The organism is Marinomonas foliarum (assembly GCF_016906065.1).
Lineage (GTDB): Bacteria > Pseudomonadota > Gammaproteobacteria > Pseudomonadales > Marinomonadaceae > Marinomonas > Marinomonas foliarum.
This window is the reverse complement of record NZ_CP070273.1, coordinates 2,059,400-2,074,685: the sequence shown is the minus strand read 5'-3', so window position 1 is coordinate 2,074,685 and position 15,286 is coordinate 2,059,400. Positions and strand designations below refer to the sequence as shown.

The window sequence follows — 15,286 nt, the reverse complement described above, 5'->3', positions numbered from 1 at the left end:
TAGAAATTTTAAGTTGGCACGTACTTCGCTATAGAGAAGATAACCCGATTTTATTCATCTACGTCAAAAGGATACAACCATGTTATCTCAACAACATATAGACACAGTAAAAGCCACAATTCCCTTATTAGCGTCTGCAGGAACAGCGATTACAGAACATTTTTACCAACGCATGTTTTCTCATAACCCAGAACTAAAAGATGTGTTCAACATGACCCACCAAAAAACAGGTGGCCAACCAGCAGCCTTATTCAATGCTATCGCGGCCTACGCAACACACATCGATAACTTAGAAGTGCTTACCAGTGCTGTCATGCGTATTGCCCATAAACACACCAGTTTCAATATCCAACCGAATCAATACGACATCGTTGGCCATCACCTGATTGAAACCTTGCGTGAGTTAGCACCAGACGCCTTCACCAAGGACGTAGAAGAAGCATGGGTCGCAGCTTACATGCAACTAGCAGGAATCTTTATCCAAGTCGAAGGCGATCTTTATAAAGAACGCGCTGCGCAACTTGGTGGCTGGAAAGACTTCCGTCGTTTCCGTGTGGCGTCTAAAACACCAGAGTCCGATTTGGTCACCAGTTTTGTGTTTGAGCCTGTCGATGGTGGCGCGGTAATTGATTACCAGCCAGGCCAATATTTGGGCGTTAAGTTACATCCAAAAGGCAATGAATTCGATGAGATACGTCAATACTCTCTATCAACAGCGCCAAATGGTAAAAATTATCGTATCAGCGTAAAGCGCGAAGGTGCGGGCGATATCAAGGGAGTTATGTCGAATTACCTTCACGATCACTTAAACATTGGCGATGAAATTGAAGCCATGCCACCGGCTGGGGATTTCGTGTTTAAAGACAAACAAACACCTGTGGTACTGATTTCTGGCGGTGTTGGTTTAACGCCAATGCAAGCTATGCTAAACACGCTCGCTAAGCAACAATACAGCCGTCCTGTAAGCTATTTGCACGCTTGTGCTCATCAAGGCCAGCATTCCTTCAAAGAGCACGTGAACAGTTTGAAAGGACAACTGAATTTGTCCGTTCACACTTGGTACGAGCAAGCTGACAATGAAGAAGAAGGCGTGTTAAACGGCATGATGCAATTAGAAGCAATAAAAGACAGCTTACCGCTGACGGATGGCGAGTTTTACTTATGTGGACCCGTTGGCTTCATGATGTTTGTCAAACAGCAACTACTCACCCTAGGCGTAGAAGCCGACCGTATTCATTACGAATTGTTCGGCCCGCATCAAGAGGTGTGATCTTTAACTCCTCCCTAACCCTCCCTTTGAAAAACAAAAAGGGAGGGAGTTAATACAGCAAGACTGGCTCCTTCCCCTGCTAAGGGGGAGGTTGGGAGGGGGTTACTCACTTTCCTGGGCAAGCAACAGTGCTTGATCTTGTTGTTCAGCTTTAATAAACGCTGGACGTGAGATTACACGCTCAATATAAGCATCCACCACAGGGTTCGTAGTGATTAGTCCAAACATACGACACCATTTCAAGCTGATACCCCACAGAATATCAACAGCATAAAGTTGTTCTCCTAATAAATAAGGACCTTTGGCTATTTGGTCGAACAGTGTTTTCAGCATTTTATCAAAACTACCATAAGCTAATTGAGACGCTTCAACAGGAGAGCGATTAAAGGCTTTGTCGATCAAAGCGGGTTCAAAGCTGCTGCCTTGGTAGGCCATCCAGCGCAAATAAGCACCACGTTTTGGGTCATTTAAAGCGGGTGCCAAACCTTTTTCAGGGAAAAGATCAGCCAAATATAGATAACAAGCGACTTGTTCGGTGACTACAGTGCCATTGTGAACAAGGGTTGGGAGTTTACCCAAAGGATTAATAGCCAAAAATTCCGGCTGCTGGTTTTCTCCTGCTTTAAAATTCAGCACTTTCATCTCATAGGGTACACCTAATTCTTCTAGCAAAACCAAAACGCCAGTGCCTCTGGTTTGTGGAGCATGGTACAGAGTGATGGTGTCTTGGCTGCTTTGAATCTCGCTCATATCCGTTACCTCAGTAAGTTGTTAGATCATTTTTGGTTGTACATGAGCTATATTAGTGACTAAACCTGCCACCTGATGTCAGGTATCTTCGCTATACTGAAAAAATACAACCTGCTTGGCACTAAAAAGAGAGCCCCCATGCGAGCCAGTCGAATACTGAAACTTCTGATGATGTTACAGACCCATGAAAAGGTCACCGCGCGTGCATTAGCTGACGCCTGTGAAATCTCTATTCGCACGGTTTATCGGGATATCGAAGCACTTAGCGCCATTGGCGTCCCCGTCTACAGCGAACAAGGAGTGCAAGGTGGCTATCGGTTGTTGCAAGGTTATCGGACCCGACTGAATGGACTTTCCGCGAAGGAAGCCGAAACACTGTTTCTGACGGGGTTGTCCGGTCCAGCTCAAAAAATGGGGCTGCAAGCAACTCTTGCTGACGCGCAATTGAAATTAAAAGCCGCCTTACCGGAAGACATGCGCTATGAATCCGACCGCTTACAGAGCCGATTTTTGCTGGATGCGCCAAATTGGTTTTCTGACGATGAACAAGTCACCTACTTGCCAACATTGATGACTGCCGTATTGGAGCAACAGCTTATTACCATGCGCTATCAGAGTTGGAAAGGCGAAATACAACGTCAGACCCAACCTCTAGGCATCGTTTTAAAAGGTGGACAGTGGTATTTGATGGCGAAGGTCGATACAGACGTTCGAACGTATCGCGTATCTCGTATTGAATCACTGACCTTACTGGATGAGACATTCGAGCGGCCTAAAGACTTCAATTTAGCCGCGTTTTGGCAGGATAGTTTACGCCGTATGGAAGCGCTTCAATTTCCAATTATCGCCGAAGTACGTTTAACCGCGTTGGGTGTTAAGATCATGGAATACGTGAGTTCTTCTTATGTGGTGAGACAAGCGACGATTGAGCCAATGGATGATTCAGGCTGGCACCGAGCCAAATTTCCAGTGGGAGAATCGGTACACGGCTGCGCGGAACTCTTGCGCTTTGGTGCCGAACTAGAAGTCATTGGCCCACCAGAACTACGCATAGCAATGGAAGGTCTGGTGTCGTCCTTGGCAGTGCTGTATCAGAGAAATGATTCTCCAAATTAAGCAAATTTCCTCCCGAGCCATTGGCAGTAATCAGCTTTCCTGCTTAAACGGCAATAACGCGTGGGTATCTTGATGGTACTCACGCACGGCTTGCGCCTCTTCTTCACAGAAGTTGCCAATGGCTTCGCGGAAGCCTTCGTGGGCAATGTAGTGAATACTGTGGCTGAAGACAGGTTCAAAACCGCGGGCGATTTTGTGTTCCCCTTGAGTACCAGGATCAAAATGCTGTAACCCTTTTTCCAAGCAAAACTCGATGCCTTGGTAGTAGCAAGCTTCGAAATGCAGGCAATCCACTTCTTCCATACAGCCCCAATAACGACCATACAAAGAGTGATCGTCGAAGAAACACCAAGACGCTGCGATGGCTTCATCGCCTCTGAACGCTTGTACCAAGAGAATTTGATCACCCATATTCTTAGCTAATTGACCGAAAAACTCTCGCGTCAAATAACCTTGCTGTCCACGTTTAGCGTAAGTGGATTGATAGCACAGGTAAAAGAAATCGATGTCTGCTGTGGTTAAATCTTTGCCGATGGTGCGCGTCAGTGTAATGCCTTCTTTGGCGACTTTGTCTCGCTCCTTACGTGCCGTTTTGCGTTTACGGCTAGAGAAGTGAGATAAGTAATCTTCCATATCTTTGTAATCACGATTGAACCAATGAAACTGACAGGAAATGCGGTGCAGCAGATCTTTGTTTGGTGCGAACAACGCCGCGTGTTCTGGCTTGGTAAATAACAGATGCCAGCTTGAAAACGCACGTTCTTGGTTGGCTTGAGTCATCAATTCGGCCAGCGCTGGGTACAGATGAGAAAACTCGTCATCATCGCCTTTTGGATCAAGGTGAGAGAAGATACGTAAGCCAGTTACTGGGGAAAAAGGAATTGCCCAGATACGTTTAGGGAAGTAACGCATGCCGTAACGCTGGTAGGCATCCGCCCAAGACCAATCGAAAACAAATTCACCTTGGGAGTGGGTTTTCAAATAGGTTGGGGCGATGGCAAGAGGGCTGTCATCATCGTCCATTACCAGCAAGTATTCAGGATACCAACCGGTTCCGTCGCCAATACTTTTGCTTTGTTCTAACGCTTGATGAAAAGCAAATTGCGCAAACGGGTATCGCGTTTCTCCAATAGCCTCTTGCCATTTGGCTTCGCCTATTTGATCGACCGAATTGAACCACTGCGCTTTCATACTACTTTCCTTTCTATCGCTGATTGCCAATACCGTTAGATTTACATCTGCTGGCGCATTACCTCGACTAAACTGGCCGTTTCAGGACGAATTTGTCGCCACAGATAAAAGGCTTCTGCGGCTTGGCCTACGAGCATACCAAGACCATCAGCGCCATCGGCGCCATGTTCATGGGCCCACTGTAGAAAGATGGTGCGCCCTTTGCCATACATCATGTCGTAGCACCATGTTTTAGCGTTTATTAGCTCACCTTTTAAGGGTGGCAAACTGCCAGATAAACTCGCTGAGGTACCATTGATAATAATATCAAAATGACCTTCGAGTGCCTCAAAAGACGACGCCAGACAATCAAAATGATCCGCTAAAATCTGCGCCTTTACGACCGTACGATTCGCGATGGTGACAGATTCTGGGTTCTCAGACAAAACAGGTTCAAGCACGCCACGCACCGCGCCACCAGCCCCCAAAATAAGAATACGTTTGTCGGTCAAACTTTGTCCGTGGTTGCTAACAATGTCACGAACCATACCTATTCCATCGGTATTGTCGCCGAAAAGGTCACCATTTCGTCCCATCATCAAGGTATTCACCGCGCCCGCTTGTTTGGCGCGCTGGCTTAAGATGTCGCACATGGCATAAGCACGTTCTTTAAAAGGCACTGTGACATTCAAGCCTTTGCCGCCTTTTCCAAAAAAATCTCTGACTTGGTTTTCGAACTCTGCTTCATCACCAAGCAAGGTAGAATAGGCCAATTCTTGTTTTGTTAGTTCAGCAAAATGCGCGTGAATGCTCGGTGATTTACTGTGAGCAATCGGGTTTCCAACAACAGCGTATTGATCCACAATGTATTCCCTTGATAATTCTTCTAATAGTAAGCCGCAACTAGCGCGCAGCCAGCCACTCTTTTGATGTTAGGTAATAATCAGTTAATTTTGCTTCTTCACTGTTTGGCTCAATTTGATACTCATAGGTCCAGCGAACTTCCGGCGGTAAGGACATCAATATAGACTCAGTCCGACCCAATCCGCTCTGCAAACCAAAATGCGTACCACGGTCAAACACCAAATTGAACTCCACATAACGCCCGCGACGATGCAGTTGGAAATCTCGCTGCTGCTCTGTGAATGGCAAATCTTTGCGACGCTCTAAAATTGGCAAATACGCTTCAGTATAAGCATTACCTACCGATTGCATCATGCCGAAACAATGCTCAAAGCTGCCGTCGTTAAAGTCATCATAAAACAAACCGCCGATACCACGCGGTTCGCCACGATGTTTCAAATAAAAATACTCGTCACACCATGTTTTAAAACGAGAATAATAACCTTCACCGAAGGGCTCAACCGCATCGTAAGACGCTTGGTGCCAATGGATACAGTCTTCATCAAAGCCATAATACGGTGTCAGGTCAAAACCGCCACCAAACCACCAAACTGGCGCCATGCCATCTTTATAGACGATAAACAAACGTACATTGGCATGAGATGTCGGGGCCATTGGATTGTTCGGATGAATAACCAAAGACACTCCCATGGCTTCAAATCGCCCACCAGCTAGTTCTGGACGATCTGCTGTCGCCGAGGGCGGTAAGTTGTCTCCCATGACGTGAGAGAAGTTCACGCCCCCTTTTTCAATAACCTCACCACCGGCGATAACACGAGTGCGTCCGCCACCGCCATTCGGTCGATCCCAAGCATCTTCTTTAAAACGCATAGACGGCTCAACACTTTCTAACGTCGCGCAAATGTGATCTTGAAGAGACAGGAGATAGTCTTTAACGGCTTGGACATCAAGGTTCGTTACCGTAGCGGTTGAGCTTGCTGACATGAAATGCTCCATCTTGTGGTGTCGATTGTAGAGTAAATAAAAACGGCCTAATTATGTAGGCCGTAGTTTATCACTTAATAGACAATTTTCGTGAAGCATCTCACTAATAAAGACGGGATCCATCAGGACGCGTTCGCAGTAAATTAAGCACCCACATGTATTGTTCAGGATGTTTGGCGATCATAGCCTCCAACGCCTGATTCATTATCAATGCATCAGTCGTTTCATCTCCACTAGGAAAGTTCTCTAGCGGAGGAGAAATGAAAAGCTCATATTTGCCAGTTTCGGCATTATAGGCAGGCAGCATAGGCACAACTTTCGCGTTACTTAGTTTGGCTAATTTACCCAGCCCCTTCATTGTCGCTTTGTTTGATGCAAAGAAAGGCGTAAACACCGAATGCTGGGCACCCAAATCTTCATCTGGCAAGTAATAGCCTAAATAGCCTTCTTTGACCGAAGACATGAAAGGCTTAATCCCGCTTGTACGACAATAAACACGTGCGCCATAACGAGTACGCTGACGGTGAATTAACCAGTTGAAAATGGGGTTTTTCTGAATGCGAATCATGGCCACCGTTTTATGACCTCTGGCTGTCAACATCACACCCGCGTAATCAATGGCCCAACAATGCGGGACCAAAGCTATCACATTTTGATCGCTTTCCAACAGAGGGAACAAATGCTCTTCCCCAGACATAACACAACGATTTTCGCAATGCCGCTTACTGCGCACAATTAGCTCACCATAAGCGATAAAAAACTGTGCTGCTGTTTGAAAGTTTTTCTTCAACAGCGCCTCGCGCTCTTCAAGCGGTTTTTCTGGAAAACATTGTTCTAAGTTTATTCGCGCTCGTTTTAACGCTCCGCTCTTGGTATGCAACAAATGACAGGCAACCCAACTGGCTAACTTATCTCGCCAGCGCTGAGGAAAATAGGCAATTAGTAGCGAAAAAAATACACCAATCCACGTCAACCAAAAACGTGGATGAAGAAAACGCCACTCAAAAGTGGGACTGTATAAATGCTTTTCGGCTGGACTCATTAAGCAAACTTTTCGCATAAAACATGGAAGCTTTATGATACCTCAATCATGCCATGCCTGAAATTAGTATCTCGTATGGTTTTATAGATAACGACTTCGAAAGTCGGATAGAGCGTGATCAAAAAAGTCAGGCTGATTCGTGCCTTGTACCAGAATTGAAGCCCCATGCAGACAGGCAAGTAGTTGACTCGCTTGCATAAATCCGATTTTTTCAGTGGCTTCATTCAAACGCATAAAGACTTGAGTCAGCCAATCTAAGATTAACTGATAAAATGCAGCCAACTCAACACAAACCGCCTCAGGTAAAATTGGCTTGTTCGATGTCAACATAGTACACAAGCTCATGTCACGCTGATCAACTATCTTGGCTTTAAAGCCATCGATGAATCCATTGATCATAATTTTTGGATCTAAGCTTTCGTCTGTTGGGTCGGGTAATTGTATAGAGAACGATTCGGTGTAACGAGCCATCACGGCAGAGACCAAGTCGGCTTTGGTCGGATAGTGATAGTGAACACTCGCACTTTTAATCCCTACCGCGTCAGCGATGTCTCGGAAGCTAAACGCGTTATAGCCACCTTGCACTATAAAGCCTTCGGCCGTGTCCATAATTTTCGTTTTGGTGTCGTTTTTATCCGTCGTCATTTACTTATCTCATGTATTTATCTATCTAGTGATAGGTATTTTATTGACCCTACTTGAATACTCAAGCTATATTCTACCTATCTAGTGATAGGTAGCATGCTTTCCTACCTCATCAAACAGCCAGAGGAGAAGAATATAATGTACGATTTAGTAGTGTTGGGCAGTGGTCCTGGCGGGTATGCAGCGGCGTTTCGAGCAGCCGATTTAGGTTTAAACGTCGCCATGATAGAGCGCCACAGGACCTTGGGCGGCGTTTGTTTAAACGTTGGCTGCATTCCCTCCAAAGCGCTTTTGCATGTTGCAGGTAAAATCCTGATGGCTGACGAGCCTGCTCATGGCGTGCAATTTGCCAAGCCGACTATCAATCTTGAAGCCATTCGACACCACAGACAATCCACCGTAGACACTCTAACCAGCAACCTTGCACTGATGGCTAAGGGGCGAAAAGTCACGGTTTTTTATGGTGAAGGCAAGTTTGACTCTACAAACTCTATTACAGTCTCAAAAGATGGTTCAGAAGAAAAAGTAGCATTCAAAAACGCCATCATCGCCGTGGGTTCTCGTGCCATTAAACTGCCCTTTGTGCCATATGACGATCCACGTATTTTAGACTCCACCAGCGCGCTACAGCTCGAACGTATTCCAGAGCACCTATTGATACTTGGCGGCGGCATTATTGGTTTAGAAATGGCAACGGTTTATCAATCACTCGGCGCGAAAATTACGGTTGCCGAGCTTGGCGAGCAGGTCATGACAGGCGCAGACAAAGACCTTGTGAAGGTCTTCGAGCAAGTCAACAAAGACCGCATGAGCTTTTTAACCAAAACCCAAGTGACCAATATAGAAGCCACACCAGAAGCGTTAAACGTTACCTTGAAGGACAAAGATGGCGAACGCCAGCTCGCTGTCGATGCAGTACAGGTTGCTGTCGGTCGCTCACCGAATGGCAAAACCGCTGGTATTTCAGACATTGGCGTCAAATTAGACGAGCGTGGTTTTGTATTGACTGATGATAAGTGCCAAACATCTGTACCCAATATTTACGCTATTGGCGATGTCACTCATGGCCCGATGCTGGCGCATAAAGCCTCGCACCAAGGCCATACCGTCGCCGAGGTAATTGCGGGTCACAAGGTCGATTTTCAACCGCTTGCTATTCCTTCTATTGCCTACACTTTCCCAGAAGTGGCTTGGGTTGGTTTAACCGAAACTGAAGCGAAAAAGCAGGATATTCCAGTTAAAACCGCCGTATTTCCATGGAGTGCCAGTGGACGCGCCATTGCCTCCGGCGTGACCCAAGGCAAAACCAAACTCATTTATGACGAAACAACAGACCGCGTCTTAGGTGCTGGTATCGTTGGTTCTCATGCAGGGGAATTACTCGGAGAACTGACCCTAGCCATCGAACTAGGTGCCACATTAGAAGACATTGCCTTAACTATCCACGCTCACCCAAGCCTCCATGAAACCGTTGGCTTAGCTGCAGAACTCGGCGCCGGGACGATTACCGACTTGCCGAACAAGACAGCGAAAAAGGCTTAATGATTACGAGACTTTTGCGTGAGAAACCTATGTTTTCTAAATTACAACCTATTGATTTATATTGTTTTTTTAGGTCGTGGCTTTAGCCCGACAAGACGAAATTTGTTGTAACGAGTTTTTTGTCGGCATAAATGCGCGACCTACAAGATCAACGGAAGTGGTTTAGCAACACCCTCCTTCTCGGAAACGACAAGAATATTTTCTTATGATGAAACGCGATAATTAAGAAATCAGAGCTCAACTCACATAAACGATATGTTGCTCGTCATCATAACTAAAATTGAGAACTATCTGAATTTGGTTTTCCTCAAGGTGTAGCTTCGATACTAGATCAAACGTACCTTTTTCTGCTTTTTCCGCAAAGGCTTTTAACTGCTTTTCCAGCATGATCCAAGCGACTTCATCCCTTGATTCATCGAAACTCTTATTGGCTCCAGAAGTCGTCCGAAGCCAACTGAAATACGCCAATGAATTCGTCTTAATATCCGCAGCATCACCAGCCTCCGAGACTATATAGTTCATGCCACATAGGGAAAGCTGCTGTTGTAAATACGTTTTCCACTGCTGCATGAACTGATCTAAATAGGACAAACAAACCTCTTACAACTTATTAAACGTTATAGGCAAACATATAGAACACACTTCTTCAAAAGCCAGCAAGTAGAACAGTATAAATCTTTGTAGAAATCGCACCTATGCAGATAATTCATTGACTACTTTTTGCACTCGGTATATTTTGGATACAAAATCCATTTTTACTAATGGTCAGCAAATTCCTCCAATTTCTTTGAAAAGGTATCGAATGATGAGTAATGCAGTGTTAGATGTTAGTGTTTTTAACGGCATCATGCCGGCGTTGATGACGCCTTGTAAGGCGGATCGCACGCCCGATTTCGATGGCTTGGTGAAGAAGGGTAAGGAAATGATCGCGGCGGGGATGTCGGCGGTGGTGTATTGCGGTTCTATGGGTGATTGGCCTTTGTTAACGGATGCCGAGCGCATGGAAGGCGTGGAGCGCTTGGTGGATGCTGGTGTACCTGTAGTGGTCGGCACTGGGGCGATTAACACAAAGTCCGCAGTAGCGCTGGCGGCTCACGCACAAAAAGTCGGAGCGGCAGGCTTGATGGTGATTCCTCGTGTTCTGTCTCGCGGTACAGTGATTGCTGCGCAAAAGAACCATTTCAAGGCGATATTGTCAGCCGCACCAGATGTGCCTGCTATTATTTACAATAGCCCAGTGTATGGGTTCGCAACGCGCGCTGATTTGTTTTTCAGCTTACGTGCTGAGCACGCAAATTTGGTGGGTTTTAAAGAGTTTGGTGGTGAAGACGACCTTCGTTATGCTGCGGAAAATATCACTTCGAAAGACGACAGTGTCTTGCTCATGGTCGGAGTAGATACCGCGGTTTTCCATGGCTTCGTAAATTGTGGCGCAGTCGGTGCGATCACAGGTATAGGCACAGCATTACCAAAAGAGGTGCTGTTGCTGGCGAATTTGTCACGCAAAGCGGCCGCCGGCAATGCCGAAGCGCGAGTCCGAGCAAAAGAGTTGGAAGAGGCCTTTAGTGTATTAGCCAGCTTTGATGAAGGTCCAGAATTGGTGCTTTTCTTCAAATATTTGTTAGTGTTGAATGGAGAAGAGGAATACCGCTTACATTTCAATGAAACAGACGAATTGAACGATGCCCAACGCCATTACTGCGAACAACAATATGCCTTGTTCAAGACGTGGTTTGCCGATTGGTCTAAACAAGGTGGAGTGATTACAGAATGCAGGTAACACAATGATAGTTGTTGTCGATAGCCATACGGAAGGCGAACCAACCCGCGTCGTATTAGAAGGTGGCCCTGATCTTGGATCTGGGCCTTTAGCTGAACGAGCCAAACGCCTTGCGACAGAACATAAAGACTTCTATCGCTCATTAGTGGTGGAACCCTACGGTCAAGAAGCCATGGTGGGCGCATTGTTGGTCGAGCCAACAAACCCTGAGTGCGTTACAGGGGTAATTTACTTTGATGCGGCGGCGGTCATTGGTATGTGTGGTCACGGCACCATTGGTCTTGCGGCGACACTGGCGCACATTGGCAAAATAGGCATTGGCACCCATAAGATAGAAACGCCCGTGGGCATTGTTGAAGTCACTTTGACCGACAGCAATACCGTCACAGTGCAGAACATAGACAGTTACCGCTTAAAAAAAGGCGTTACTCTGAATGTAGAAGGCGTCGGTACGGTTGTCGGTGATATTGCTTACGGTGGCAATTGGTTCTTTATTGTTAATGACAGTCCAACGCCCGTCTTGCCCAGCAATATTCGTACACTGACTGAAGTAGGAATCAAGGTAAGAGAAAGCATTTATGCCAATGGCATTGAGGGCGAAAACGGCGGCATTATCGATCACGTTGTTTTCTATGGGCCTGCACTAACAGAAAAAGGACACAGTCGTAATTTCGTTTTGTGCCCAGACGATGCTTATGACCGCTCGCCTTGTGGCACAGGCAGTTCTGCTCGCTTATCCTGTTTAGCAGCGGATCAGCGCCTCGCTCCTGGCGAAGAAATCTACCAAGAAAGCACCATCGGCAGCGGCTATACGTTGAGTTATCAGTTCTCCACATCCGCCAAAGTACCAGAAGGTGCTATCGTGCCATCGATTACTGGACAAGCCTTTATCACCAAAGAAGCCAAGATAATGACCAACCCTGCGGATCCGCTCCGCCACGGAGTGTTACTATGAACTCGCAACACTATGATGTCATCGTCATTGGCGCAGGCATCATTGGAATAAGCGCAGCGCTAAAACTTCAACAGCAAGGCAAGCAAGTCCTTGTGTTAGACAGTAGAGGCGTCGCAGCTGAAACTTCGTCTGGTAATGCAGGCGCGTTCGCCTTTGCGGATGTAATTCCTCTTGCGACACCGGGCATTATGCGCAAAGCGCCAAAATGGTTGATCGATCCTCTCGGCCCTTTGTCTTTGCGTCCGGCTTACGCACTGAAAATATTGCCTTGGATGCTGCGTTTCTGGCGCGCCAGCTGGAAAGACAAATACCAAGCCGCTTTAGCTGCGCAAGCCAGTTTAATGAATTTTTCAAAAGCCGCATTAGAGCGTCAGATTGAAGCAGTTAATGGCGAAGCCATGATTCGTCGCGAAGGGCAGTTACAGCTTTACGAAGGACAAGATGAGTTCAACGCCAGCCTTGCCGGCTGGCAGACTCGCCAAGAACACGGTGTGGTTTATGAGCTACTGCTCTGCCCACAGGCCATCGCCAAAATCCAGCCAGGCATTCACCCTAGGTTTACTCATGCTGTTTTTACGCCAGAATGGAAAAATGTTGTCGACCCTAAAATTTGGACAGATCATTTGGCCAATGAGTTTGAAAAACTAGGCGGTAAAATCGCCATTTCAATGGTTCATGCTATTGATTTAAAAGAGGATTTAGTTGGCTTAAAATGCGATTCGGCGGATTATGAAGCCAGCCAAATCGTACTAGCAGCAGGCGCTTGGTCAAAAGCTTTAGCCCTGTCTATTGGTGACAGTTTGCCGCTCGATACTGAACGAGGGTACAACACAACCTTGCCCGCTGGTGCATTTGATTTAAAAACCCACATCACTTTTAGTAATCATGGTTTTGTGGTCACCAAGGCGGGCGGTGGCGTACGGGTTGGCGGCGCCGTCGAATTAGGTGGCTTGTCTTTAGCGCCAAACTTTAAGCGCTCCGAAATTTTGCTCGATAAAGCCGCTCAGTTTTTACCGGATCTGAACATTGAAAATGGTAAACAATGGATGGGCTTTCGGCCCTCTATGCCAGACAGCTTGCCTGTCATCAGTTACTCCAGCCAATCTAAGCGGGTGATTTATGCTTTCGGACATGGTCATTTAGGCTTAACGCAATCCGCAGGCACTGCGGAATTGGTTGCGGAGTTAATACACCACCAGCCATCAAGTATTCCACTTGAAGCCTATTCAGCTTTGCGTTTTAAGTGATTTTATACGCATTTCATTGAATCTTGGGAGATACCATGAGCGACAATATTACTCTTAGCCTAAACCAGGTACGTGAACTCAGTGAATCGGTACTCACCAGTAATGGCTTTAATACAGAACATGCCAGTGTTATTACTGACATTATTTACACCAACCAGCTTGGTGATTGCCATTCCCATGGTTTGTATCGCTTGTTTATGTGTGTTGAAAGCATTCGATCTGGTCGCGCCAGCGGCACTGCAGAACCAACCATTAGTGATGTGGGTCCTGCAGTTGTTCGCGCCGATGCGAACGATGCCGTTTCGCTGCTGGCGATGAAAGCGGCGATGCCTTTATTGATAGAAAAGGCGAAGAAGAATGGCGTCGCCGCTCTGGCGATAAATCGTTGCTTTCATTTTTCAGCGCTTTGGCCAGAAGTTGAAATGCTGTCGGCGGCAGGCCTGGTTGGTATGGCCATGTTGCCAAGCCATGCATGGGTAGCCCCTGCTGGCGGTAAACGCGGCTTGCTAGGCACCAATCCTTTTGCTTTCAGTTGGCCACGACATGGCAAAGCGCCATTTACCTTTGATTTTGCCACCAGCCAATTCGCTCGCGGTGAAATTGAGCTGTACCGACGCGCTGGAAAACCGCTTCCAGAAGGCGTGGCGATAGACAGTGAAGGCAACCCGACGACAGACGCAGAAGCGGCCATGAATGGCGCTATGCTGACTTTCGGAGGGCACAAAGGCTCTGCGTTATCCTTGATGATCGAATTAATGGCGGGGCCACTGATCGATGACCTAACCAGCAAGGAAAGTATGGAGGCAGCTGGGGGTAAACCAGAGGCTCCGTATCATGGTGAAATCATTATTGCGTTTGATCCTAATATGCTCAGTGGCGGCCATGCCGTTGAAAACAATGATCGCGCAGAACGACTGTTTGCCGATGTGATTGACCAAGGTGCACGTCTTCCATCACAACGACGCCAAGCAGCTCAAGTGTTTAATCTAGAGCGTAACGAGCTGGAGGTTCCACGGGCGCTTTACGAGGATTTATTGAAGCTAAAGAAAGGGTGAGCAGAATAGGGCAAAGTACGGTTACTGTGCCCTAGTTTGTTTAACGAATTCTATGACTTGATGTTTGGTATTTACCAGATGACGACGCAGTTGCTCTGTTGCCCCAAGCACATCGCCTTGACGCGCTAGATCCAACAACTCGTGGTGATCATGGCTGGCGCTTTCGCGTTTATTTTGTTTATCAATGTGCATGCTGACATAACGGTTAGCCTGCAAGGTTACTCGTACTAATAGTGCTTCCGTTAAATGACGTCCTGCCGCTTCGTACAATTTAGCGTGATATTGTCCATTTAACGGCCCCCATTCGGCGACGTTACCCGCTTGATAGGAAGCATCCATGGCTTCTAGCAATGTCTCGCATTCAGCCACTTGTTGCACTGTCATGTTTGGGATCGCTCGCTGAAACAGATCGACTTCCAGTAAAATACGCACATCAAAAATTTCGGCAATTTCTTCCAGTGAATGTTGAGTCACAGTCGCGCCACGATTATTCTGGAAAACCACCAAGCCTTCAGCATCAAGACGCTTTAAGGCCTCACGTATGGGCATACGTGATACATCGTATTCTTCTGCCAATAATTCCTGACGAATCAACTCGCCTTCAGCAAGGTCACCAGACAAAATACGCTGACGTAAATCTTCGGTAATCACATCGGGTAAGCTCTGACGAACAACCGCTCTTTTTTGCGCCAACTCCATACCCTCTTAATTTGTTCAGATAAACTGTTGTTACAGGCGAAACAGCCTTTAAATGATGACTTTATTATACTCAAAAATCGCCTAATGACGACGTAAGTCGTGCTTTTCCACCCCATCCCCTTAAAAAGTCATTTATACCCAAAGGGAGGTATTTCACGCTCGCCACG

At 46.7% G+C, this 15,286-nt stretch carries 15 protein-coding genes; 7 read left to right on the top strand and 8 right to left on the bottom strand.

Annotation, left to right across the window (positions count from 1 at the left end):
* The first annotated feature begins 79 nt into the window (after window positions 1-79).
* Window positions 80-1,270: an NO-inducible flavohemoprotein gene (gene hmpA, locus JSY38_RS09590; RefSeq protein WP_205113063.1), complete on the top strand. Its 1,191-nt coding sequence runs from the start codon at window positions 80-82 to the stop codon at window positions 1,268-1,270.
* A 102-nt stretch (window positions 1,271-1,372) separates the two neighbouring features.
* Here the strand turns inward: hmpA and JSY38_RS09585 are convergent, their stop codons facing one another.
* Window positions 1,373-2,020: a glutathione S-transferase family protein gene (locus JSY38_RS09585; protein ID WP_205113062.1), complete on the bottom strand. Its 648-nt coding sequence runs from the start codon at window positions 2,018-2,020 to the stop codon at window positions 1,373-1,375.
* 138 nt (window positions 2,021-2,158) lie between these two features.
* Here JSY38_RS09585 and JSY38_RS09580 point away from each other — a divergent pair, with 138 nt between their 5' ends.
* Window positions 2,159-3,136, top strand: coding sequence for a helix-turn-helix transcriptional regulator (locus tag JSY38_RS09580; RefSeq protein WP_205113061.1), 978 nt, complete (start codon window positions 2,159-2,161; stop codon window positions 3,134-3,136).
* A gap of 30 nt (window positions 3,137-3,166) precedes the next feature.
* Here JSY38_RS09580 and JSY38_RS09575 read toward each other — a convergent pair whose 3' ends face one another.
* The 5 genes from JSY38_RS09575 to JSY38_RS09555 all read right to left on the bottom strand — a co-directional run bounded on the left by JSY38_RS09575 (window position 3,167) and on the right by JSY38_RS09555 (window position 7,841).
* Window positions 3,167-4,327 carry a GNAT family N-acetyltransferase gene (locus JSY38_RS09575; RefSeq protein ID WP_205113060.1) on the bottom strand — a complete coding sequence of 387 codons (1,161 nt, stop codon included), beginning with the start codon at window positions 4,325-4,327 and terminating at the stop codon, window positions 3,167-3,169.
* A 41-nt stretch (window positions 4,328-4,368) separates the two neighbouring features.
* A complete protein-coding gene (aroE, locus tag JSY38_RS09570; RefSeq protein ID WP_205113059.1) occupies window positions 4,369-5,169 on the bottom strand; it encodes a shikimate dehydrogenase in 801 nt (266 codons plus the stop codon).
* 40 nt (window positions 5,170-5,209) lie between these two features.
* Entirely contained in the window at window positions 5,210-6,154 is a 945-nt protein-coding gene (gene hemF, locus JSY38_RS09565) for an oxygen-dependent coproporphyrinogen oxidase (protein WP_114410547.1), read from the bottom strand.
* A 103-nt stretch (window positions 6,155-6,257) separates the two neighbouring features.
* Entirely contained in the window at window positions 6,258-7,196 is a 939-nt protein-coding gene (gene lpxM / locus JSY38_RS09560; protein WP_205113058.1) for a lauroyl-Kdo(2)-lipid IV(A) myristoyltransferase, read from the bottom strand.
* An 81-nt stretch (window positions 7,197-7,277) separates the two neighbouring features.
* Window positions 7,278-7,841: a TetR/AcrR family transcriptional regulator gene (locus JSY38_RS09555; RefSeq protein ID WP_205113057.1), complete on the bottom strand. Its 564-nt coding sequence runs from the start codon at window positions 7,839-7,841 to the stop codon at window positions 7,278-7,280.
* 138 nt (window positions 7,842-7,979) lie between these two features.
* On the opposite strand from JSY38_RS09555, the gene lpdA reads away from it, so the two are divergent.
* The gene (gene lpdA, locus JSY38_RS09550) at window positions 7,980-9,383 is read left to right on the top strand and encodes a dihydrolipoyl dehydrogenase (protein ID WP_205113056.1); all 1,404 of its coding nucleotides are present in this window, start codon (window positions 7,980-7,982) and stop codon (window positions 9,381-9,383) included.
* A 237-nt stretch (window positions 9,384-9,620) separates the two neighbouring features.
* Here the strand turns inward: lpdA and JSY38_RS09545 are convergent, their stop codons facing one another.
* The gene (locus JSY38_RS09545; RefSeq protein WP_205113055.1) at window positions 9,621-9,974 is read right to left on the bottom strand and encodes a hypothetical protein; all 354 of its coding nucleotides are present in this window, start codon (window positions 9,972-9,974) and stop codon (window positions 9,621-9,623) included.
* A gap of 211 nt (window positions 9,975-10,185) precedes the next feature.
* On the opposite strand from JSY38_RS09545, the gene JSY38_RS09540 reads away from it, so the two are divergent.
* Genes JSY38_RS09540 through JSY38_RS09525 form a run of 4 tightly spaced genes read left to right on the top strand, consistent with a single transcriptional unit; the run spans window position 10,186 to window position 14,420 of the window.
* Window positions 10,186-11,163: a dihydrodipicolinate synthase family protein gene (locus JSY38_RS09540; RefSeq protein ID WP_205113054.1), complete on the top strand. Its 978-nt coding sequence runs from the start codon at window positions 10,186-10,188 to the stop codon at window positions 11,161-11,163.
* A gap of 4 nt (window positions 11,164-11,167) precedes the next feature.
* Window positions 11,168-12,118, top strand: coding sequence for a 4-hydroxyproline epimerase (locus JSY38_RS09535; protein ID WP_275586977.1), 951 nt, complete (start codon window positions 11,168-11,170; stop codon window positions 12,116-12,118).
* Window positions 12,115-13,365 (top strand): NAD(P)/FAD-dependent oxidoreductase, encoded by a 1,251-nt coding sequence (locus JSY38_RS09530; RefSeq protein ID WP_205113053.1) that lies wholly within the window; start codon window positions 12,115-12,117, stop codon window positions 13,363-13,365. The genes JSY38_RS09535 and JSY38_RS09530 overlap by 4 nt, the downstream gene beginning before the upstream one ends.
* Before the next feature lie 35 nt (window positions 13,366-13,400).
* Window positions 13,401-14,420 carry an Ldh family oxidoreductase gene (locus tag JSY38_RS09525; protein WP_205113052.1) on the top strand — a complete coding sequence of 340 codons (1,020 nt, stop codon included), beginning with the start codon at window positions 13,401-13,403 and terminating at the stop codon, window positions 14,418-14,420.
* Between the two features lie 21 nt (window positions 14,421-14,441).
* On the opposite strand, the gene JSY38_RS09520 is transcribed toward JSY38_RS09525, so the two are convergent.
* Window positions 14,442-15,113, bottom strand: coding sequence for a GntR family transcriptional regulator (locus tag JSY38_RS09520; protein ID WP_205113051.1), 672 nt, complete (start codon window positions 15,111-15,113; stop codon window positions 14,442-14,444).
* Window positions 15,114-15,286 lie beyond the last annotated feature (173 nt).

Bases quoted from the DNA above. Each gene is read 5' to 3' on its own strand.
- JSY38_RS09555 (WP_205113057.1), bottom strand. From the start codon at position 7,841: ATGACGACGGATAAAAACGACACCAAAACGAAAATTATGGACACGGCC.
- JSY38_RS09585 (WP_205113062.1), bottom strand. From the start codon at position 2,020: ATGAGCGAGATTCAAAGCAGCCAAGACACCATCACTCTGTACCATGCT.
- JSY38_RS09530 (WP_205113053.1), top strand. From the start codon at position 12,115: ATGAACTCGCAACACTATGATGTCATCGTCATTGGCGCAGGCATCATT.
- hemF (WP_114410547.1), bottom strand. From the start codon at position 6,154: ATGTCAGCAAGCTCAACCGCTACGGTAACGAACCTTGATGTCCAAGCC.
- hmpA (WP_205113063.1), top strand. From the start codon at position 80: ATGTTATCTCAACAACATATAGACACAGTAAAAGCCACAATTCCCTTA.
- JSY38_RS09540 (WP_205113054.1), top strand. From the start codon at position 10,186: ATGATGAGTAATGCAGTGTTAGATGTTAGTGTTTTTAACGGCATCATG.
- lpxM (WP_205113058.1), bottom strand. From the start codon at position 7,196: ATGAGTCCAGCCGAAAAGCATTTATACAGTCCCACTTTTGAGTGGCGT.
- JSY38_RS09525 (WP_205113052.1), top strand. From the start codon at position 13,401: ATGAGCGACAATATTACTCTTAGCCTAAACCAGGTACGTGAACTCAGT.
- JSY38_RS09580 (WP_205113061.1), top strand. From the start codon at position 2,159: ATGCGAGCCAGTCGAATACTGAAACTTCTGATGATGTTACAGACCCAT.
- JSY38_RS09535 (WP_275586977.1), top strand. From the start codon at position 11,168: ATGATAGTTGTTGTCGATAGCCATACGGAAGGCGAACCAACCCGCGTC.
- JSY38_RS09575 (WP_205113060.1), bottom strand. From the start codon at position 4,327: ATGAAAGCGCAGTGGTTCAATTCGGTCGATCAAATAGGCGAAGCCAAA.
- lpdA (WP_205113056.1), top strand. From the start codon at position 7,980: ATGTACGATTTAGTAGTGTTGGGCAGTGGTCCTGGCGGGTATGCAGCG.